Annotated in this window: 15 protein-coding genes; 10 read left to right on the top strand and 5 right to left on the bottom strand. The window is 48.2% G+C overall.

From position 1 onward, the window contains the following. Positions 1–22 precede the first annotated feature (22 nt). The 5 genes from VBY75_RS08565 to cysQ all read left to right on the top strand — a co-directional run bounded on the left by VBY75_RS08565 (position 23) and on the right by cysQ (position 6,590). Positions 23–514: a hypothetical protein gene (locus tag VBY75_RS08565; protein WP_416512041.1), complete on the top strand. Its 492-nt coding sequence runs from the start codon at positions 23–25 to the stop codon at positions 512–514. A 184-nt stretch (positions 515–698) separates the two neighbouring features. Beyond that, positions 699–3,140: a TonB-dependent receptor gene (locus VBY75_RS08570; RefSeq protein ID WP_416512043.1), complete on the top strand. Its 2,442-nt coding sequence runs from the start codon at positions 699–701 to the stop codon at positions 3,138–3,140. A gap of 67 nt (positions 3,141–3,207) precedes the next feature. Beyond that, on the top strand, positions 3,208–5,193 hold the full coding sequence (locus VBY75_RS08575) for a tetratricopeptide repeat-containing sulfotransferase family protein (protein ID WP_416512045.1): 1,986 nt from the start codon (positions 3,208–3,210) through the stop codon (positions 5,191–5,193). Positions 5,194–5,266: 73 nt separating this feature from the next. Continuing rightward, complete coding sequence (gene cysC, locus VBY75_RS08580; protein ID WP_416512047.1) at positions 5,267–5,863, top strand: adenylyl-sulfate kinase; 597 nt, start codon at positions 5,267–5,269, stop codon at positions 5,861–5,863. After that, a complete protein-coding gene (gene cysQ, locus VBY75_RS08585) occupies positions 5,856–6,590 on the top strand; it encodes a 3'(2'),5'-bisphosphate nucleotidase CysQ (RefSeq protein ID WP_416512049.1) in 735 nt (244 codons plus the stop codon). The genes cysC and cysQ overlap by 8 nt, the downstream gene beginning before the upstream one ends. Positions 6,591–6,592: 2 nt before the next feature. On the opposite strand, the gene VBY75_RS08590 is transcribed toward cysQ, so the two are convergent. The 3 genes from VBY75_RS08590 to VBY75_RS08600 form a co-directional block, all read right to left on the bottom strand. Further along, positions 6,593–8,353, bottom strand: a complete 1,761-nt coding sequence (locus VBY75_RS08590; RefSeq protein WP_416512051.1) for a DUF5666 domain-containing protein — start codon at positions 8,351–8,353, stop codon at positions 6,593–6,595. A gap of 204 nt (positions 8,354–8,557) precedes the next feature. Further along, complete coding sequence (locus VBY75_RS08595) at positions 8,558–9,868, bottom strand: HipA domain-containing protein (RefSeq protein WP_416512053.1); 1,311 nt, start codon at positions 9,866–9,868, stop codon at positions 8,558–8,560. After that, positions 9,869–10,138, bottom strand: coding sequence for a helix-turn-helix domain-containing protein (locus tag VBY75_RS08600; RefSeq protein ID WP_416512055.1), 270 nt, complete (start codon positions 10,136–10,138; stop codon positions 9,869–9,871). It lies immediately after the preceding gene. Positions 10,139–10,430: 292 nt separating this feature from the next. On the opposite strand from VBY75_RS08600, the gene brnA reads away from it, so the two are divergent. The 4 genes from brnA (at position 10,431) to guaA (ending at position 14,278) form a co-directional block, all read left to right on the top strand. Beyond that, entirely contained in the window at positions 10,431–10,664 is a 234-nt protein-coding gene (gene brnA, locus VBY75_RS08605; protein ID WP_416512057.1) for a type II toxin-antitoxin system BrnA family antitoxin, read from the top strand. A gap of 9 nt (positions 10,665–10,673) precedes the next feature. Then, the gene (locus VBY75_RS08610) at positions 10,674–11,027 is read left to right on the top strand and encodes a hypothetical protein (protein ID WP_416512059.1); all 354 of its coding nucleotides are present in this window, start codon (positions 10,674–10,676) and stop codon (positions 11,025–11,027) included. A 192-nt stretch (positions 11,028–11,219) separates the two neighbouring features. After that, positions 11,220–12,689 carry an IMP dehydrogenase gene (gene guaB, locus VBY75_RS08615; protein ID WP_222236568.1) on the top strand — a complete coding sequence of 490 codons (1,470 nt, stop codon included), beginning with the start codon at positions 11,220–11,222 and terminating at the stop codon, positions 12,687–12,689. A gap of 11 nt (positions 12,690–12,700) precedes the next feature. Further along, entirely contained in the window at positions 12,701–14,278 is a 1,578-nt protein-coding gene (gene guaA / locus VBY75_RS08620) for a glutamine-hydrolyzing GMP synthase (RefSeq protein WP_054491260.1), read from the top strand. Positions 14,279–14,436: 158 nt separating this feature from the next. Here guaA and VBY75_RS08625 read toward each other — a convergent pair whose 3' ends face one another. Both VBY75_RS08625 and VBY75_RS08630 read right to left on the bottom strand, forming a co-directional pair. Beyond that, positions 14,437–14,961, bottom strand: coding sequence for a hypothetical protein (locus VBY75_RS08625; protein ID WP_054491259.1), 525 nt, complete (start codon positions 14,959–14,961; stop codon positions 14,437–14,439). Positions 14,962–15,071: 110 nt separating this feature from the next. Then, positions 15,072–16,235: an endonuclease/exonuclease/phosphatase family protein gene (locus VBY75_RS08630; RefSeq protein WP_416512063.1), complete on the bottom strand. Its 1,164-nt coding sequence runs from the start codon at positions 16,233–16,235 to the stop codon at positions 15,072–15,074. Between the two features lie 439 nt (positions 16,236–16,674). Between VBY75_RS08630 and VBY75_RS08635 the strand changes: the two genes are divergently transcribed. Next, entirely contained in the window at positions 16,675–19,806 is a 3,132-nt protein-coding gene (locus VBY75_RS08635; protein ID WP_271331929.1) for a TonB-dependent receptor, read from the top strand. Positions 19,807–19,925 lie beyond the last annotated feature (119 nt).

Below are 19,925 nucleotides of genomic sequence, written 5' to 3' on the forward strand. Positions count from 1 at the left end.
ACAAGGCAAAGGAGAAGAAGTTATGAAATTAACAATGATGGCTTTAGCTGCATCAGGTTTATTGATGACAGGCTCTGTTGTCGCTCAGGATCAGGCTGTTGATGACCGCCTGACTAATGACAGTCAAAAGAGTGTCGCCAAAGCAGAACTTCCGGCAACGGTATCTGACGCACGTGCGTTCGGCACTTACCGCATGATGGAAAAGAGCTCTGACGTTAAAGCACCTAAGTTAACGGGTGGCGTTGAAGTGTATAACGAAGTAACCCGTAACGTTGCTACTATTAGTGGTAACCTGACGGTTTTAGCCGGCGAGCAAGGTTTAGCTGCCATTGCGCAAGAATTTGGACTGGATATTGTTAGTCAGGATTCGCGTGTTGGTCTGGGCTTATTAAAGGCACCAGAAGGCGCTGACCTGAACGAACTGGTTGAGAAACTGCGCGGTAGCGATTTAGTTCGCGCTGCACGTATTGAGGTGATTGAACCTCGCAACGAGCTGCACGTTATTAAGCGTTAATTCTTGTTGTAGTAATGAAAACCGCATTTGGGTGCTGCCTGAATGCGGTTTTTCTTTTTAGGGCTTTGCTGTTTTTGGATCTGAGCTCCAGAACCTATATAATTGTAAAGATTCGTAAGATTAGACGCAGTGACGGTTCACTGCTTTTTTGAAGGAGATTTTTACACTCAAACTGGGAGAACCCATGTTTAAATATAATAAGTTGAGCTCAGCTATCTTTATAGCATTAGCTGCTTCTTCGTCAGCAGTTGCGCAAGAACAGGACACGCAACAAGAAGAGGCAGAAACATCGAAGCAAATTGAAACCATTAATGTTACCGCTACCAAGCGCACGACAAATATCCAACAAACTCCAACCGCTGTGCAGGCGTTAAGTTCCCGCGATTTAAAAGAACAAAACATCGGAAACTTTGACGACTACGCACAATATGTACCGAATGTTACTTCCAGTGGCCGTGGGCCCGGGCAGAACGACGTGTTTATTCGCGGTATGTCCATTCAGCCTATTACGGTGATGCTGTCAGGTGCCCAGGGAACCATGCCAAACGTGGCTCTGTACGTTGACGAGCAGCCGGTGACCGCTCCCGGGCGTAACCTCGATGTTTACGCAACTGACTTGCAGCGCATAGAGGTGTTACCCGGACCGCAAGGCACACTATTTGGCGCAAGCTCGCAAGCAGGTACCATTCGCTACATCACTAAAAAGCCGGTTTTAGGCGCGTTCGAAGCCGGTTTTACCACTGGCTTTGAAACCATGGCTGAAGGCGAAATGAGCAGTTCCGCCGAGGGTTATATTAATATTCCGGTGACCAACGACTTAGCTGTGCGCGGTGCGTTTTATAACGTCAACCGTGGTGGTTATATCGATAACGTGGCGGGTGAGTTCTCTATCGACCCCAACAACCCGAACTACCGCTCAATGGATCCGTCCATGGAAGCTTTGATGGACGACGGCACCGAATTCACCAGTGCATTTAACACGCACCTTGCGGAAGAAGACTTTAACGACAGTTACTACAAAGGTTTCCGTCTGAGTGCTAAGTACCTGATTAACAGCAACTGGGAATTGTTGTTGCAACATCAGGCGCAGGATTTAGGCGCTGATGGTGTGTTTGACTACGACCCGGAGGTGGGTGATTTAGACGTTGAACGCTATTACCCCGATGAACTGGAAGACAGCTTTGATTTGACCACCTGGACACTCGACGGGCGCTTAGGCGCACTGGAAGTGCTGTACACTGGTGGTTACTTGAACCGCGAAATTGAACAGTCAGTTGACTACACGGGGTACAACACTTCGGGTACCTTCATCGTTTATTACACCTGTAACTATGGCGATGATGGCATGGCGGAAAACTGTGTCGATCCGACCAAGGGCTTTAAAGGCTACCAGGAACACAATCGTTTTACGCAGGAAGCTCGTATCAACTATGACTTCACTGACAACGCGCGTATTACAGCCGGTGTGTTCTACGATGACTTTGAAATTAACACCCAGGACGATTACGTTTACTTCTCTAACCCTGAAGAGTTAGGTTTTGTGCCAAACGCACCAATGGAAGGCGTGTATGCCAATAACCCGAATACTCGTCCGCCGCGTGTTGGCTTCTTTAATGACATTACGCGTACCGAAGAGCAAATTGCGGCCTTTGGTGAGTTTACTTATGACTTTACTGAGCAGTGGGCTGCCACAGTCGGTTTACGTTGGTACGACATGGAGTCGGACTTTTACGGCCAGTCCAGCTTTGCCTCAAAAGGCACCGATGGCGATGCCGGGCGTGACTACAATTCAACCGCTGGCCATACTGACGAGCCGCTTGAACAGGATGACGTGATTCCTAAGTTCACCTTGAGCTATCAGTACACACCGAACACCTTGTTCTTCGCCACGTATTCCGAAGGTTTCCGCCCGGGCGGCTTTAACCGCGCTGGTGGTCAGGGTACGGAAGAAACGGGTGTCGTTAACACGGTTTATGAGTCGGATGAAGTGGTCAACTACGAGTTTGGTTGGAAGTCACTGATGCTGGATAACTCATTGCGCTGGAACGGTAATGCGTACTTTGTTGAGTGGAACGACATGCAAATTACGCGTCTGGATACCGACATTTCAATTCTGACCTTTGTGGATAACGCCGCAGACTCAGAAATTCGTGGTCTGGAAACCGACTTCACCTGGCGTATGACCGACAACTTTACCTTCAGTGGTGCCTTGTCGTACAACGATACCGAGTTGACTCGTACCGGTCAGGGCATTGTTCGTACCTTGCCAATTGGCTCAGAGTTGCCACTGACACCAAAAGTACAGGGTAACCTCCGTGGTCGTTATACCTGGACACTTGAGAATAACTGGGATGCCTTTGCTCAAGTGGGCTGGATTTATGCGGGCGAGACTTACCCGTCGCTGGTTGCTGCTGAAGTTGAACAGGCAGGCGGTAAGCAGGACTCGTACAATATCGGCAATGCCTCAATTGGTGTGATGAAAGATCAGTGGAGCGCTAAGCTTTACATCAAAAACATCACCGATGAGCGTGCTGAGTTGTATACCAATACGCAAGACGATATCTTGAGAACGACAACCAATCGTCCTCGGTCAATCGGCTTGTCAGTATCTTACTCATTCTATTGATAAGATAATTTGAGTACAGGGGGCCTTCACTGGCCCCTTTTTTCATTGTGAGGGAATAACGGTCGTTATGGATCACATAAAAAAACTCCTGGCGCAGAGTCAGTTTGAACAGGCGCTTAAGCTTTTGCAGCAAGAGCGTGATGGCTTGGCAGGCGATGCAGAAAAAGAGTCGCTGTATTTTGAAGCGGTGGCTTATCGTTATTTAGGTCAATTGCAGCAAGCGCAACAAACCTTGCATGCATTGCTTACCAAATGGCCTGAATACGGCCGAGCATTGCAAGAGCTGGCGCACACCCTGAAAGCTCAGGGAAAAGACGAAGATGCGTTAAACCACTATTATCAGGCCATTCGATTAAACCCGGCCTTACATGCCAGTTGGGCAGCGGCTGCAAAGTTGGAAGCTAAGAGCGGTAATGCCGAACAAGCCGAGCGTAACCAACAACAGGCGAATTTTCTGCTGAGACAGCCGAAAGAGGTGTTAGCGGCACTGAACCTTTACCATGAAGCGAAATACTATAAAGCTGAGAAAATCTGCCGCGCGTTTTTGCAACGTAACCCACACCATATTGAAGCAATGCGAACCCTCGCGAATATTGGTGCTCAGCTGGACGTAATGAACGACGCCGAGTTTTTGTTAGAAAGCGTACTGGTATTAGAGCCGGACTATGACTTAGCCAAGTTTGATTACATTAAAGTGCTGCAGCGTCGTCAGAAGCACAGCGATGCTTATAAACATGCGAAAGAGCTGTTTGAAAAAGAGCCGGATAACCCTCTGTATAAGGCGTTGTTTGCGAATTTATCGGCCGCATTAGACTACGATGAACAAGCACTGAAGCTATACGACGAGCTGATTAACGAACAGAAGAACGAAGACATTGCGGGAATTTATGTGGCGAAAGGGCATTTACTGAAAGCCATTGGCCGACAGCAGGACGCGGTAAAGAGTTATCAGAGTGCGTATAAGGAACGTGCTGATTTTGGTGATGCCTATTGGAGCCTGGCCAACCTGAAAACTTATGAATTTAGTGACAGTGAAGTTGATTTGATGGAGCGTGCGGCAGAGGATTCTAAGACGCATTTAAATGACCGTATTCACTTTTGTTTTGCCTTGGGTAAAGCCTTTGAGCAGCGGAACAATTATGCAAAGAGCTTTGATTTTTATAAGCAGGGTAATGACTTAAAGCGCGACTCCAGTAACTTTAAACCCGAAGTTTTGTCGCAGCGTATTGAGGCCCAGCGAGATTACTTTGCCGAAGAAAAAGTGAAGCAGCTGCCAACTGTGTCACTTAAGGCAGAGGCGACGCCCATATTCATCGTTGGCTTGCCGCGCGCCGGCTCGACTTTGGTTGAGCAGATACTGGCAGCACATTCTAAAATTGAAGGTACGTTAGAGTTACCGAACATTCCGGCAATTGCACACGGCCTGAACGGACGTCAGGTACAGTCAGAAAAGCCCAAATACCCTTACGTGCTGGATGATTTAACACCCGAAAAGCTTGAGCAGTTAGGGCTACGCTATTTGAGCGAGACAGAAGTGTACCGAACCGATGCCCCTTTCTTTACCGATAAAATGCCCAATAACTTCCGTCATATTGGACTGATTAAAACCTTGCTTCCTGACGCGAAGATTATTGATGCTCGCCGAAACCCGATGGACTGCTGCTTTAGTGCCTACAAGCAGTTATTTGCCGAAGGGCAGGAGTTCAGTTATGGCCTGGATATGCTGGCGGATTACTACCGAGATTACGTAGAGCTTATGGCGCATTGGCAGCGTGTGTACCCCGGTGCGATTCATACGGTGGTTCATGAGCAGTTGGTGGATGACCCGGAAGCTGAAATTAAAGCGCTGTTTGAATACCTGGAGTTACCGCTGGAGCCTCAGTGCCTGCAGTCGCACAAAGCTGAGCGCCGGGTTAAAACGGCCAGTTCTGAGCAGGTGCGGCAACCGATTAATGCAAAAGGTATTGGCCAGTGGCGGAAGTTTGAAGCGCAGTTGAAGCCGCTGCAGGATGCTCTGGGGCAGTCGCTTATGGAGCAATGGGATAAAGCCTGACGTGAAGGTCAGGCTACGCAAGGGCTATTATTTACGGTACAATTCGGGCATCACTTTTTGAATGAAACTACCAATGGCCGATAACATTGTCTGGCATGACGCCGCTGTGTCGCATGAAGACCGTATAAAACAGAAAAAACACCAACCGGCACTGCTTTGGTACACGGGCTTAAGTGGTTCGGGTAAGTCGACTATTGCTAACGCGGTAGACCGTAAGTTGTTTGAACTCGGCTGTCATACCTACCTGCTGGACGGCGATAACGTACGTCACGGCCTGAATAAAGATCTGGGTTTTAATGACACCGACCGAGTGGAAAACATTCGCCGTATTACTGAAGTCAGCCGCCTGTTTCTGGATGCGGGATTGATTGTGGGTACCGCCTTTATTTCGCCTTTTATTGCAGACCGTGCACAGGCTCGTGAGTTAACAGGCGAAGGTTTTATTGAAGTGTTTGTGGATACCCCTTTGGAGATTTGCGAACAGCGCGACCCTAAAGGTTTGTATAAAAAGGCTCGTGCAGGTGATATTCCGCACTTTACCGGTATATCGTCACCTTATGAGGCACCTGAACAGCCTGAAGTGCATTTAAAAACCGATGAAATGGACATTGAAAAAGCCGCTGAACAAGTGGTGCAGTATTTAAAGGATAACGGGATTATTTATGCTTAACGAATTGAAGAACATTGCCTGCGACGCTGGCGCGGCCATTATGGAAGTGTACGAAAGTGACGACTTTGATGTGCAGCAAAAGGGTGACGACAGCCCGCTGACTAAAGCGGACTTAGCCGCGCACAATGTGATTTGTGATGGCCTGCGTGCGCTTGAAACTCAGTACCCTATTATATCTGAAGAGTCGTCAGACATTAGCTGGGAGCAGCGTAAGCATTGGTGCCGTTATTGGTTGGTTGATCCGTTAGATGGCACCAAAGAATTTATTAAGCGCAATGGCGAGTTTACGGTGAACATTGCCTTAATTGAAAAAGGCGTGCCCATTATGGGTGTGGTTTACGCGCCAGTGCTGGATGCCATGTACACAGGTGAGCGCGACCGCGGTGCGTTTTTAAACGACAAAGCCATTTCGGTAGCAACAAAAGAACCAGACACTTTGCGTGTTGTGGGCTCTCGATCTCACCCTTCGCAGGAAACTATTGACTGGCTGGATGCCCAGGGCAAGCCTTATGAAATGGTGCCTATGGGCAGTTCACTGAAAATTTGCCTGGTAGCTGAGGGTAAAGCGGATATCTACCCGCGCTTAGGCCCAACGTGCGAATGGGATACAGCTGCAGCCCATGCGGTATTAAGCGCGGCGGGCGGCCAGGTAACAACTGTTACCGGCGACCCGCTGCTGTATAACCAAAAAGAGGATTATCTAAACCCACATTTTATTGCGCGGTGATGTTATTCCTCGTCATTGGTTTCAAGTTCGGCCTCAGTTACCTTGATGTAACTTTGGTCGACCCAGACGCCTTCTATTTCTACAACAACGCCCACTTCAAGAGCATCGTAGAAAGTTTGTAAATCAACCTCTTCGTCGTTGAGTTCAAACTCCGTGTCCTGGCTAAAGCGCAGCTCATTGCCATTGACGAAAACGCTGTCGCCTTCGATTGACTCTATTTCGCCTTCAAACTCAGCTTTGCCGCTACTGTCATCGTCATCGTTGTCGTTGCCATCATCGTCGCCGTCTTGGCCACCTACGGTTTCAACTTCTACTTCTGCAGCAATTAGCGTGTCGCCGTCGTACTCGCCTTCGACTTCAACGATAACAGCCGGGTTGCTTTGAACCAGCTCGATAAAACGTTCAATGCTGATGCTGTCGTCTTCACCTTCAAACTCAGTGTTCTCGTTAAATCCGACAGCCACGTTCGCTATGGTCATACCTTCTGCGCTGACATCAGATACACGACCTTTGACTTCACCTTCGCGGTCTTCCTGGTCGATGCGTTTTACCTTAAGTGCAATGGTAGTGCCCTGGTCGTCCTGACGTGAAATGACTTTTAGCCAGTCGTTCACGGCAATGTCGTCGAAGGTAAAGCTGCGTTCGTCTAAACCGGACTCGTCTTCGTATTGCGTTTCAGGTGTTACGCTGAACGTGGTGTTGTCAATAACAAAGGTTTCGTTGTCGGCGTTGAGGTCAGTCACCTGGCCTTCGGTTTTGCTGCGGGCGTCAGTGGCCTTGAACTCAATTTCTTCGGCAATTAACTGTTCGCTTTCAAAGCGACCTTCAACTTTTACGATAACGCCATTGGCAAGTGTGTCTAAACTGCCGTCATCAAACTCGGTGTCGTCGCTAAGGGTGAACTCGTAACGGTTAACGCTAAATACGCCGCTTTCACTGTCGTAATCTTTAACGATACCCGCAATGGTGACTTCTTCGGCGTCGTTATCTATGTCGTTTTCTTCTTTGTTTTCGATACTGCTGGCTGTGAGTGTCAGAGTGTCGCCGTCGAAATCATCGCCTTCTACTTTTACGAACAGGCCGTCGGCCAGGTCGTCCGCGGTCATGTCTTCATATTCCGCCGCAGAGTAGTCGATAGTCAGCTCCGCTAAAGAAAAGGTTTGAGCATCGGTATCCAGATTGGCGATTTCGCCTTTTAACTTAATTTCAGTTTCTTCGGTTTCCAGCTCAACAAGCGTCGCGTAAAAGCTGCCTTCGTCGTTGATGTAGCCGCTGACTTCAATGAAATCACCCACCGACAAAGTCTCTATATCGGTTTCATCAAACTCGGTCAGGTCATCAAAGAGAATGGTCTGGCCCAGCACTTCAATTTGTTCTGCTTCACGGTCAATGAATGAGACCGGGCCTTGCAGGTGTTCCTCGTAGCGAATTTGCTGCGCGTCCGGGTCTTCGCCATCGTCTGACGCAGAAGCAGCAACGGTAACAACCATACCCACTTTTAACTGGGCTTCATCTGCCGCAGGGGAGTTACCTACAGCAATTTCAGCATTTTCTGATCGATACCGTTGTCCATTGACATACACACTGCCAAAACCTGTGATCACACCCTCACTAACTACCGTTGTTGTAGTGGTTGCAGTGCCGTCGTCGGTATTGTTGCCTCCACCGCTTGTATTGTCGTTGGGAGAGTCGCTTGAGCTTCCGCCGCACGCCGTAAGCGCGCCCGATATTGCTAAGACTAAAAGAGACTGTTTAAAACGCATGGCTGTACCTCTTGTTGTTTCTAAAACACCTTATTTAAGTGTCGGTATTTTCAACCTTAGCGGATGGTTTTAGCCGATGCCAGAGGAATTTTTGAATATTTTGAATGCTTGTTACGTTAGGTTTTTGTTATAAAAATTCTAACCTTAGTTGTGTAGCCTGACGTTTACGTCAGGTACGATATCTCATCTAGCACAAGTGCCAGGCTACAGGGTTACATCGGCGATATCATTGGCACACTTCTGTAAATGCAATGTGCGAGCTTTGATGTGTTCAATTAGCTGCGCGATATAGTCTTTTTCTTCTGCCGAAATAAGCTTTTGTTGCTCAAGCTCTTTTGACAGGTCCTGGGTGCTGATTACATGAAGGACTTTAGCCGATAATTCACGCAGTAACTCGATCACCAGTGGGCGTTTTAAGCCACAACTCTCTGCAAAATCTGCAAGCTGGTAGGCGTGTATATGGTCAGGCTCAAACTCATCACCTACTGCCATAGCCAGCGCTTGTTTAAACTGGGGGAACATGGCGACGTTAACTAAATCGTAGCCTGGCGTGAAGCTACAACTGTTGCGACTCCAGAAAAATGATACGTTTTTAGCGTGGCTGTCGTAGTTACTAATCATCAGGTTAAATAGCTGCCACTGCAAAAGTTGCATGGTATTTTGAGCCGGGCTGGTTGAGGCCTGGCAAAAGCTAAAAAGCCCTGTGAGGCTGGCGCCATCGCGAATATGTTTTACGTCGCGACTGTCACCAAAATTGCGTTCGTATTTATAGTCGCGTGGAAGATCCAGTGCCTGGCATCCGTCGATAATATGACGCCGCAATACTTTTTCCGCGTTAGTGTGGTAATGCCTGTCAAAGCGCTTGACCAGAAGAGCGGGAAATTTGTCAAAGCGTTTAAATTCTGTTTCTGCGGTTGGCAAGCCCGAAAGCCTAGCCAGCTGCATGCAAATGAATTCGTTTAGCACTAAATGTGGCAAATTTGCTTTTTCAAACTTAAGAATGTGGGTTGATGATAAGGTCCCGTCGCCAAAACCCATCTGACCATCACGGCTGATATAAACATTAAGTTTGTCCTGCACACCAGCAACACTTAAGCGCGGTTTGTCGTCCCAGTGCAGCAGTCCAAAGTCTTCCTTTTGCTCAAGACGCTCTATGAGTTCGCTGTGTGGAACTTCACGGAATATGGGCTGGGTAGGAGTTTCCTGATTAGTGAATGCAAAGGCTCCGGATACATCCTGACCCAGAGCTAAAGCCTGAGCAAAGACATTCTTTTCGCTGACGCCAAGGTTTTGTGCGAGTAGCTCCCTGGCTTTTCCTTCGGGGAGTAAGTTATCCAGGTAGTTATAGACACTAGCTGGTGTATGAGAGCCCTCTAGGGAAAGTGAAGGCGAGATAGGGAAGCCGTTTTCTTTCCAGTGTTGTTGGTACTCTATAACCGGAAGTTTGGTTACTTCACTAAGACCGATATGACCAACAACTTTTTCTCCGTAGCGGATATTAACGGAATGCAGCATTTACACCCACTCCTCGGCTGAAGTGTCTGACTTTACTGTTAATTGAATACCCAGGCCTTGTAGCACAGAAAAGGCTGCGGCCAGAGTGGTGTTGGGGTTGCCACGCTCAAGACGCGACAAGGTATTGACGCCAACACCACACAATGCAGCACAGTCACGAAGTTTAAGCTTCATTCCTGTGCGCTTAGCTTTAATCAGCTGACCTAAGAGTTCTGGGCAGGTAATTGCAGATACATTGGGCGCTTCCGTTGCTTTAACGCGTTTAGGCATACCACCCTCCTTTTATTCACCGACTTAAGTGATTATAGGTAGTTTTTGGTGTTTATCAATATAAATTAACTGGTATCGGGTATTAATTGGTTTTGGGTGTAACTGAACCTGTATATTACTCAGTATCGAAGATTTTTATGTTTCTACCGTTGATGCAATATCTGATCATCAAATACGCTTTCGTTAGATGATTTGATAATGATGTTTTAATACCATTTAAGCTTAATTTTTATTTATATATGGTATATATTTGATGTTAGCTTTTGAATTTGATGGAGCGAGGTGAAGCTTTATGAAAGCGAGTGAATTTGACAAAAAGTTTGACTTGGATGAAGACGTCATTGATGAGCTTGAACTGGAAAAGTCGAAAAGACCCATGCGTAAACAAAAGCGAGTAAATGTCGACTTTCCTGAATGGATGCTAGACTCTTTAGATGAAGAGGCTGCTCGAATTGGTGTAACGAGACAATCTATTATTAAAGTTTGGTTAGCAGAGCGGCTTGAACAAATTCAAAGGAATGCCTAGGAGAGGTCTATGAAATTATTCGCAGCTTTTATTACAACGCTGTTTTTGGCCGGTTGCAGCAGCGCCCAGTCAGCGTCGGATGAGCCGGTGACCATGGCCGACATAAAGAGCTTAATTGGCACACCAACAGCGCAGAGCATAGAAAGCTGTAAAGTTTTACCTGTGGGCAAAAAGGCTTGCGGTGGCCCGGAAGGCTATGTGGTTTACAGCAGCGAAACCGTAACGGATGAAAGAGCGCTGCTGGACGCTATTCACCGTTATAACGAAAAAGCCAAAGAAGAGGCAAAAACGGGCTATTCAACCTGCGAGCATATACCTGAGCCGGAACCGCAGTTGAAAGGTGGCGTTTGCTGGATACCGTAACGCAGGAGAATTAGTGAATGCGATTCAGGGTATGTATTGCGGAGCAGGCCGGTATGTAACGCCATGGATGGGTTTACGGCGTCCGGCCAGATCCGCAATACATACCCAAGCATTCATTAATTTTCCTTGCGCTCGGTAGCAAAAACGGGTAAAATCCACCCGCAACATGAATCCAGTCACGGAGTGTTGCACATGCTGCGAATTGCCCAAGAAGCCTTGACCTTTGACGACGTTTTGCTCGTTCCCGGTCATTCCGAAGTTCTCCCCCATACCGCTGATTTACGCACGCAATTAACGCGTGGAATTACCCTGAATGTCCCGCTGGTTTCGGCCGCGATGGATACCGTTACTGAATCGGCACTGGCTATTGCATTGGCGCAGGAAGGCGGCCTTGGCTTTATCCACAAAAACATGACCGCAGAGCAACAAGCCGCGCACGTTCGTAAAGTGAAAAAATACGAAAGTGGCATGGTCTCTGATCCGGTTACTGTGCAACCCACAACCACCATTGGTGAAATTAAACAACTGACTGCCGAGCATGGTTTTCAGGGTTTTCCTGTGGTTGAAGGTAATGGCGATTTAGTGGGTATTGTTACCGGCCGTGACACACGTTTTGAAGACGATGACAACAAAGAGATCCGCCACGTAATGACGGGCAATGACCGCCTGGTCACTGTGCATGAAACCGCAGAAAGCGAAGAAATACTGCAGCTTATGCACAAACACCGCATTGAAAAGATCTTAGTTGTGGATGACGCACACAAGCTGAAGGGTATGATCACCCTGAAAGACTTTGAAAAAGCCGAAAACAAACCGAATGCCTGTAAAGACGAGCTGGGTTCACTGCGCGTAGGTGCAGCTGTAGGCGTTGGCGCCGGTACGGAAGAGCGTATTCAGTTGTTGGTTGAAGCGGGCGTTGATGTATTGCTTATTGATACCTCGCATGGACATTCGCAGGGGGTACTGGACCGGGTTAAGAAAACTCGTAAAGACTACCCTGATTTACAAATTATTGCCGGTAACGTAGCAACGGCCGCAGGCGCTAAGGCGCTGGTTGAAGCGGGCGTTGACGCAGTGAAAGTGGGCATTGGCCCGGGTTCAATTTGTACCACACGTATTGTTACTGGTTGTGGTGTGCCGCAAATTAGCGCTATTAGTGACGCCGTTGATGCCATTAAAGGCTCTGGCGTACCGATTATTGCCGATGGTGGTATTCGTTTCTCAGGAGACATTGCTAAAGCTCTGGCCGCCGGCGCGCACTGCGTTATGGTGGGTAGCATGCTGGCAGGTACTGAAGAGTCGCCGGGTGAAGTTGAGCTTTACCAGGGCCGTTATTACAAATCATACCGTGGTATGGGCAGCCTGGGCGCAATGAACCAGCGCAATGGCTCGTCTGACCGTTACTTCCAGAAAAGTGATGAAGCTGACAAGTTGGTGCCGGAAGGTATTGAAGGACGCATAGCTTATAAAGGACCTATTTCTGCGATTATCCATCAGCAAATGGGCGGGTTGCGTTCAGCTATGGGCTTAACCGGTTGTCCGACAATTGAAGATATGCGCACCAAGCCGCAGTTTGTGAAAGTAACCGCCGCCGGCATGGGCGAATCACACGTACACGATGTGCACATTACCAAAGAAGCACCGAATTACCGTAGCTCGTAACAGGATGACTAATGACTAGAGATATCCACGATCACCGAATATTGATTTTAGATTTCGGCTCTCAGTACACGCAGCTGATTGCCCGCCGTATTCGCGAAATTGGCGTTTACTGTGAGCTTTGGGCATGGGACGTTGATGAAGCCGATATTCGGGACTTCGCGCCTAAAGGCATTATTTTATCCGGTGGTCCGGAAAGCGTTGCAGAAGAAGGTTCACCACGTGCGCCGGAATATGTGTTTAATGCTGGCGTACCGGTATTTGGTATTTGTTACGGCATGCAAACTATGGCCCATCAGCTGGGGGGCTCTGTGCAGTGCTCGCTGGAGCGTGAGTTTGGTTACGCACAAATTGAGCTGGTAGAGCAAAGCCCGCTGTTTAAAGCCATTGAAGACGCTGTGTCTGAGTCTGGCGCGCCGTTGCTGGATGTCTGGATGAGCCACGGTGACAAAGTGGAAATGATTCCGGAAGGCTTCCACACCGTAGCGAAAACCTCTTATTGCCCTTATGCCGCAATGGCTGACGAAGAACGTCAGTTTTACGGTGTTCAGTTCCACCCGGAAGTGACTCATACGCGTCAGGGCATGCGTATGCTGGAACATTTTGTCAGCGATATCTGCGGTTGTGAGAAGCAATGGACGCCGGAAAAGATCATTGATGACGCCATTGAACGCATTCGTGAACAAGTGGGTACTGATAAGGTCATTTTAGGTTTGTCGGGCGGGGTCGATTCGTCGGTAACGGCCATGCTGCTGCACCGTGCCATTGGTGATCAGCTGACCTGTGTGTTTGTGGATAACGGCTTGTTGCGTCTGAACGAAGCGGAGCAGGTAATGGAAATGTTCGGCGACCACTATGGTCTGAACATTTTGCCGGTACGTGCGGAAGACCGCTTTTTAGATGCTTTGGCGGGTGAGAACGACCCGGAGAAGAAGCGTAAAATTATTGGTAATACCTTCATTGAAATTTTTGATGAAGAAGCCGGCAAGCTGACCGAAGTAGACTGGCTGGCGCAGGGCACCATTTACCCGGACGTAATTGAGTCTGCAGGCTCTAAAACCGGTAAAGCGCACGTGATTAAATCGCACCACAATGTTGGTGGCCTGCCGGAAGACATGAAGTTAGGTTTGGTTGAGCCATTGCGCGAGTTGTTTAAAGACGAGGTGCGTAAAATTGGGCTTGAGTTAGGCTTACCTTACAACATGCTTTACCGTCATCCGTTCCCGGGGCCAGGTCTTGGTGTTCGTGTTCTGGGTGAAATTAAGAAAGAATACTGTGACTTACTGCGCCGTGCCGATGCAATTTTCATTGAAGAGCTGCATAACGCGGACTGGTATAACAAAGTTAGCCAGGCTTTCGCGGTATTCCTGCCGGTACGTTCGGTTGGGGTTATGGGTGATCAGCGTAAATACGACTGGGTTATTGCCATTCGTGCCGTAGAAACCATCGACTTTATGACTGCGCGCTGGGCACATTTGCCGTATGAGTTATTAGAGAAGGTATCGAACCGGATTATTAATGAAGTGAACGGAATTTCCCGTGTCACTTATGATATTTCGGGCAAGCCACCCGCCACCATTGAGTGGGAATAAGCCGGTAAATATTGGCTGGCCGTTGCAGGAAATCTTCCGAAAGACGCCAGCAAGTACCTCCCTGTAAGGCTTGGGCAGCGCCATCCATGGCGCTGCACACTTTCTCCAGATTTTCCTGCAACGGCGTAACGCCAATATCTACCTGTTATTTGATGAACTTAGAAGTTGTAAGTCACGCCGAGGTGAACTTCGTTGTCGATGCTGTTGAAGTTGCCGCGGAAACCGGCGTCAGCAGAGAACTGTTCAGTGAAGGCGTAGCGTAAACGTGCGCCTACTGATGCGAAGCCGTCTAAGCCCCAGTCATAGCCTGCGTCCACAATAGCTGTCGTTTGCTGGCTGAGTTTGGTCATAGCACCAATACCGGCATAAGCGCTGGTGTCGTCGCCGTATTCAAAGTCATAGTGGCTAACACCGCCTTTTAAGAAGGTGTTGAACTGTTTGCCAGCACCCATGTCCAGGAAGTACTTAGCGCCAGCGCGAAGTGAGTAGTCACCCATGTCGGTTAGCTGAACTTCACCGACCCAGTTAGGGGCGATGGTGGTGGAGCCTTCGACGTAGAAGTCGGAGTCGTAGAAATCGGAAAAGCCACCGCTGATGTAGTTCAGATTGTCAGCCTGAGTGGCTGCTGAAAACACAAACGAACTGCTTGCGAGTAACGCTGTTGATAGTATGAGCTTTTTCATAGTTTACCTCCTTGGATACAATAACTTCATTATGGCACCTAAGGAGGATTTCAACAGCCCTTCAACTGTAAAGGTTCAGTAAAATAAAGGGCTGCAGAGGTGTTTGGTGTTTATTTAACGATATCTAACCAAACCAAACGGTGGTCGGAAGAGGCGCTGCGCTTATTCATTAGCTGGCTGCCGGGTTCATCATCGACAGGCCAGAACACGCCGGCGTCTTTTACAATTAAGTCGTCCGAGGGCAGCACGTAGTCAACGCGCTTACGCCAGGCGGCGGTATGGTACTGCGAGTTGCCGTTATTGGGAGAGTGCTGCTGTCCGCCCTGGCTTTGTGGCTTTACGTCATTAACCCGGGGGTGGTCCAGTAGCTGCTCAATGGCACCGTCGACGCCACCGGAACCGGCTTCAGCGTTCATGTCCCCCAGAATAACAAAGCTTTCATTCTCGCTAAGTCCGCCACGCACGCCATTGTCGTCGTAAAGGTAGTTGTCACTGCCAGGCGTGAGGTAATCGGCAAGTAAGCGGATTTCATCGAAGTTACGCATACCATTGCTGTTTTCCGGACCATCGAAAGCCGGTGGTACAGGGTGCGCTGCTAACAGGTGAATAACCCGGTCGCCCACTTTTACCGGGATATCCCAGTGTGATTTAGAGCTTAACGGGTACTGCGCCATGATTTCATCGGAGTACCACTGCTCGTTGGTCGGCTGTTTCTGTTCATTCATAACGTAAGGAATGTGACGTCCGGGCATGTCTTTCCACAAAAAGTGCTGAAAGGTACGTGCCTTATCGGTTAACAACGGGTACTTCGACAGTATGACCATACCGTACTGACCGGGATACCAGCCAAAGCCCCAGGCATCTATGCCAGTACCCTCTGCTTTACCGTCACGGTTTAAATCAAACGGTGAGGGCACGCCGGTGTTAACGGGGGCGGTATAAGCGTAGGGGTACTCAATAGCTTGTTGACCATTTTGTGAAACCGCTAAATAGTCTTTCTGAAAAACATTAACGCCAACTTCAGGATCAAGGTAATCAAACTCGTTCAGCAGCACAATGTCAGGGCGCACGCGTTGGAGAATCTCGGCAATGCCGCGTATTTGGTCGTGACCCTGCTGCAGTATTTCCGGCACTGGCGAGCTGTCTAATGTCGGTAGTTCATTTTCACTGAGGTAATTAGACGCATCCATACTGACATTAAAGGTCGCAACCCTTATTGTCTCAGGTTCATTTTTACCGGAACCTGCTGTGGCATAAAAAGAGGTAGGAATCATAAAGACAACGAATGTTAAAAATACAAAAAACCGCATAAAGCCCATGGAATAACCGTTAGAGAGCAGCCTAAGACAATTGAAGAGAATAAAGGTTCCCGAATGACTAGGCAAGGGCAAAGATTTTGATTAAAATATGTCACATATCTGACACACAAATGTCTTAGAAGCGTAATGAATTCAGCCGCACCCCATACAGCTCCGACCTCTTGCCGTACTTCTGACTCTTATCAGGTCATGAGCTTTCCGGTAATGAATCAGCTATTGTGCCGCGGCTCGTCATCGAATACTCAGCGAACGACCCACTTTTCTCTCCTGTCTTCGCAAAAAAGTTCCCTCGCTTCTTCTGTTTTTTTTCAAACCTTTCACGAAATTGTCACAAATGAGCCTTACCCTCATTCGTGCTTAAAAACCCAAAACCAAAACCGGGAAGAACAAAACTATGTTTAACTCCACTTTCAAGCGTACAGCTGTCGCAGCTGCTATCGCTTTTGGCCTTAGCGGTGTAGCTATTGCACAAGATACATCGTCAGTTGTCCGTGGTAACGTTGTTACTGCATCTGGCGACGTTGCGGCAAACGCACGTGTTGAAATTATTCACATTCCAACAGGAACTCGTTCCGTTGCGACAACCAACGAGTCTGGAGCTTTCGCAAACTCTGGTCTGCGAGTCGGTGGCCCTTACCTTATCGTTATTGAAGGTGAAAATGGCCGCAAAGTATACGAAGACGTATACTTAACGCTGGGCGAATCTTACCGTATTAATGCTGAGCTTGAATCAACCGACATGGAACGTATTCAAGTTTCCGGTGCGGCGATTTTAGGTGGTGAAAACCGCGGTAGCAGCAGTTTCTTCGGCGAAGATGACATTGCAAATACGCCTACCTTTAACCGTGACTTAAAAGAAGTAGCACGTTTAAACCCATACGTTAACTTGTTGTCAGGTAGCGAAGCACCAATGAGTATTGGTGGTTCTAACCCGCGTTTCAACTCTATCTCAATTGATGGTGTTGGTGTAAACGATGACTTTGGTCTGAACGGTAATGGTTACCCAACCCAGCGCTCACCTATTTCAATTGATGCGGTAGAGCAGGTTGCTGTTGATATGGCACCGTTTGACGCTTCTCAGGGCGGTTTCTCTGGTGGCCGTATTAATGCGGTGACTAAATCAGGTTCTAACGAATTTGAAGGCTCGCTTACATACGAGCGCATGAGCGACGCGTGGGCAGGTGACCCGGAAAACCCTGAAAGTGGTCAGGAAGTTCCATTGGATTACGAACGTGATACGTACAGTATTGCGGTTGGCGGTCCAATCATTAAAGACAAGCTTTTCTTCTTCGTTAACTACGAAAATGCACAAGAACCGGCACAAATTGAGTACGGTCCTGCAGGCGCTGGTGCACCGAACGACAGCAACGTGACTCAGGAAGAGTACAACCGTGTTCGCGAAATTGCACAAACTCAGTACGGCTTCGATATTGGTAACTGGGACACTGTCCGTGATACCGAAAATGACAACTTGTTGGTTAAGCTGGACTGGAACGTCAACTACGATCACCGTGTTGCGTTAACTTATAACCGCACTGAAGGTAACAACCTGCGCGGCGTTAGCAGTAGCCAGAACTCTTTAAACCTGGACACTAACTGGTATGACTACCAGCAAAACATGGATCTGTTCCGTTTGTCCTGGTTTGCTGACTGGAGTGGTGACCTTTCAAGTGAAATTTATGCCAGCCACAAAGCGGTTGAAGCAATTTCTGGTTTGGTAACCAAAGACTTTGGTGACGTGAGTGTCCGTACTGAAAATGGCACTCTTAACTTTGGTCCTGATTCAAACCGCCACGCTAACCAGTTAGAAAACGATAATTTCAAAATTGGCGCGAAATTCGATTACCTGGTCGGCGACCACGAAATTGAGTTCGGTGGTGAGTATGACAGCGTTGATGTTTACAACGTGTTTGTACGTAACTCTTTAGGTTCCTGGTCTTACGAGTCAATTGATGACTTTGAAGCCGGTACTGCCGATGAGTTCTTCTACGAGAACGCATACACCAACAACGCGACTGACGCAGCCGCTAACTTTGAGTTAGGCATGCTGAACTTGTACGTACAGGACAACTGGTACCTGAACGATACAATGGAATTAGGCCTGGGTGTTCGTTACGAAACTTACATGGTTGACGACAAGCCAACGCTGAACGAAAACTTTGTTGATCGTTACGGTTACAGCAACCAGGAAAACTTAGACGGTAAAGGCATTTTCTTACCGCGCGTTGACTTCAAATGGTTCGCTACTGACGACATGGTCGTTCGTGCCGGATTCGGTCGTTTCTCTGGCGGTCGTCCAAATGTTTGGATCTCAAACTCGTTCTCTAACGACGGCTATACTTTGGTACAGTTTGACCGTGACCAGGTATCAGAAGATCAGTATCTGGAAAACCAAAACCCTGCACAAATTCCGCAAGCGGTATTGGACAGCATGGAAGCCGGTGACGGTGACACTAACAGCATCGATCCTAACTACGACATTCCGTCTGACTGGATTGCTCGTGTAGGTGTTGACTACCGTTTCGACATTCCTAGTGTTGGCGATAACTTCCAGGCAACGGCTGAAGTTACTCGTAAGTGGATGACAGACAACAGCCAGTGGATTGATATCTCACGCTGTGTTGCTGATGAAACTGCAGCAGGCATCAACATTTATGAGCCGTGTGACCCAACTGCACCAAGTGGTCACTATGACCTGCAGCTGACTAACGAAGACAAAACCGGTAAAGCATGGTTGTTAACAACTTCATTGTCTAAAGCCTGGGATAGCGGCTTTAACGCATACGCTGCTTACACCTTCCAGGACATCGAAGAAGGTAACCCGGGTACGTCGTCTACTGCGACTTCAAACTACCAGTACAACATTGTTCGTGACCGTAACCAGGCATTGCTTGGTACTGCTGACTATCAGGTTGAGCACAGCCTGAAAATTGCATTAGGTTACAGCACTGAGTTTGTTAGCGGTTACGCGTCTAAGTTTAACTTATTCTTCAACCGTCGCTCGGGTACTGCGTTCAGTTACACCATGGGTATGTATAACGATGGTGACTTCGGTGACCAGCCATACTTCCAGGGTGGCGGTTCTTACCTGCCATACATCCCGACTGGCGCGGATGACCCAGCATTCAGCCCTGAAAGCCCGTTGTCGTACGAAGAAGCCATGGCTTACTTCCGTGACGCTGGTTTAGAGCAGTACGCGGGTGGCTTTGCACCGAAAGGTACAGGTCGTTCACCTTGGGTTACCAACCTGGACTTCCAGTTCCAGCAAGAAGTACCTGGCTTCGCAGAAGACCATAAAGGTATTTTCTACATTACCGTTAATAACCTGTTGAACCTTATCGACAGTTCAAAAGGTGAAGTATTGCGTCAGCAGTACACTAACCAGTCGGTTGTAGACTTTGCCGGTCTTGATGACCAGGGTCGTTACATGTATGCCGAGTCATTCTTTGGTTATAACGACTGGAGTATCTTCGAAGCTGAAGAGTCTACCTGGCGCCTGAAGCTGGGTGTTAAATACACCTTCTAATTTCGCTTTGAGTGAAACAGCTAAAGAATAACGAAAGCCGCACCTTAAGTGCGGCTTTTTTTTGAGCAAAGTTCACAGAGTTGTCACAAATAAGCTATACCCTTATTTGTAGTAAAACC

This window comes from Idiomarina sp. HB, assembly GCF_048059115.1.
In the GTDB taxonomy this organism is placed as follows: Bacteria; Pseudomonadota; Gammaproteobacteria; order Enterobacterales; family Alteromonadaceae; genus Idiomarina; species Idiomarina abyssalis.

Coding starts and splice junctions, on each gene's coding strand:
- VBY75_RS08565 (WP_416512041.1), top strand. CDS start 23: ATGAAATTAACAATGATGGCTTTAGCTGCATCAGGTTTATTGATGACA.
- VBY75_RS08570 (WP_416512043.1), top strand. CDS start 699: ATGTTTAAATATAATAAGTTGAGCTCAGCTATCTTTATAGCATTAGCT.
- VBY75_RS08575 (WP_416512045.1), top strand. CDS start 3,208: ATGGATCACATAAAAAAACTCCTGGCGCAGAGTCAGTTTGAACAGGCG.
- cysC (WP_416512047.1), top strand. CDS start 5,267: ATGGCCGATAACATTGTCTGGCATGACGCCGCTGTGTCGCATGAAGAC.
- cysQ (WP_416512049.1), top strand. CDS start 5,856: ATGCTTAACGAATTGAAGAACATTGCCTGCGACGCTGGCGCGGCCATT.
- VBY75_RS08590 (WP_416512051.1), bottom strand. CDS start 8,353: ATGCGTTTTAAACAGTCTCTTTTAGTCTTAGCAATATCGGGCGCGCTT.
- VBY75_RS08595 (WP_416512053.1), bottom strand. CDS start 9,868: ATGCTGCATTCCGTTAATATCCGCTACGGAGAAAAAGTTGTTGGTCAT.
- VBY75_RS08600 (WP_416512055.1), bottom strand. CDS start 10,138: ATGCCTAAACGCGTTAAAGCAACGGAAGCGCCCAATGTATCTGCAATT.
- brnA (WP_416512057.1), top strand. CDS start 10,431: ATGAAAGCGAGTGAATTTGACAAAAAGTTTGACTTGGATGAAGACGTC.
- VBY75_RS08610 (WP_416512059.1), top strand. CDS start 10,674: ATGAAATTATTCGCAGCTTTTATTACAACGCTGTTTTTGGCCGGTTGC.
- guaB (WP_222236568.1), top strand. CDS start 11,220: ATGCTGCGAATTGCCCAAGAAGCCTTGACCTTTGACGACGTTTTGCTC.
- guaA (WP_054491260.1), top strand. CDS start 12,701: ATGACTAGAGATATCCACGATCACCGAATATTGATTTTAGATTTCGGC.
- VBY75_RS08625 (WP_054491259.1), bottom strand. CDS start 14,961: ATGAAAAAGCTCATACTATCAACAGCGTTACTCGCAAGCAGTTCGTTT.
- VBY75_RS08630 (WP_416512063.1), bottom strand. CDS start 16,235: ATGATTCCTACCTCTTTTTATGCCACAGCAGGTTCCGGTAAAAATGAA.
- VBY75_RS08635 (WP_271331929.1), top strand. CDS start 16,675: ATGTTTAACTCCACTTTCAAGCGTACAGCTGTCGCAGCTGCTATCGCT.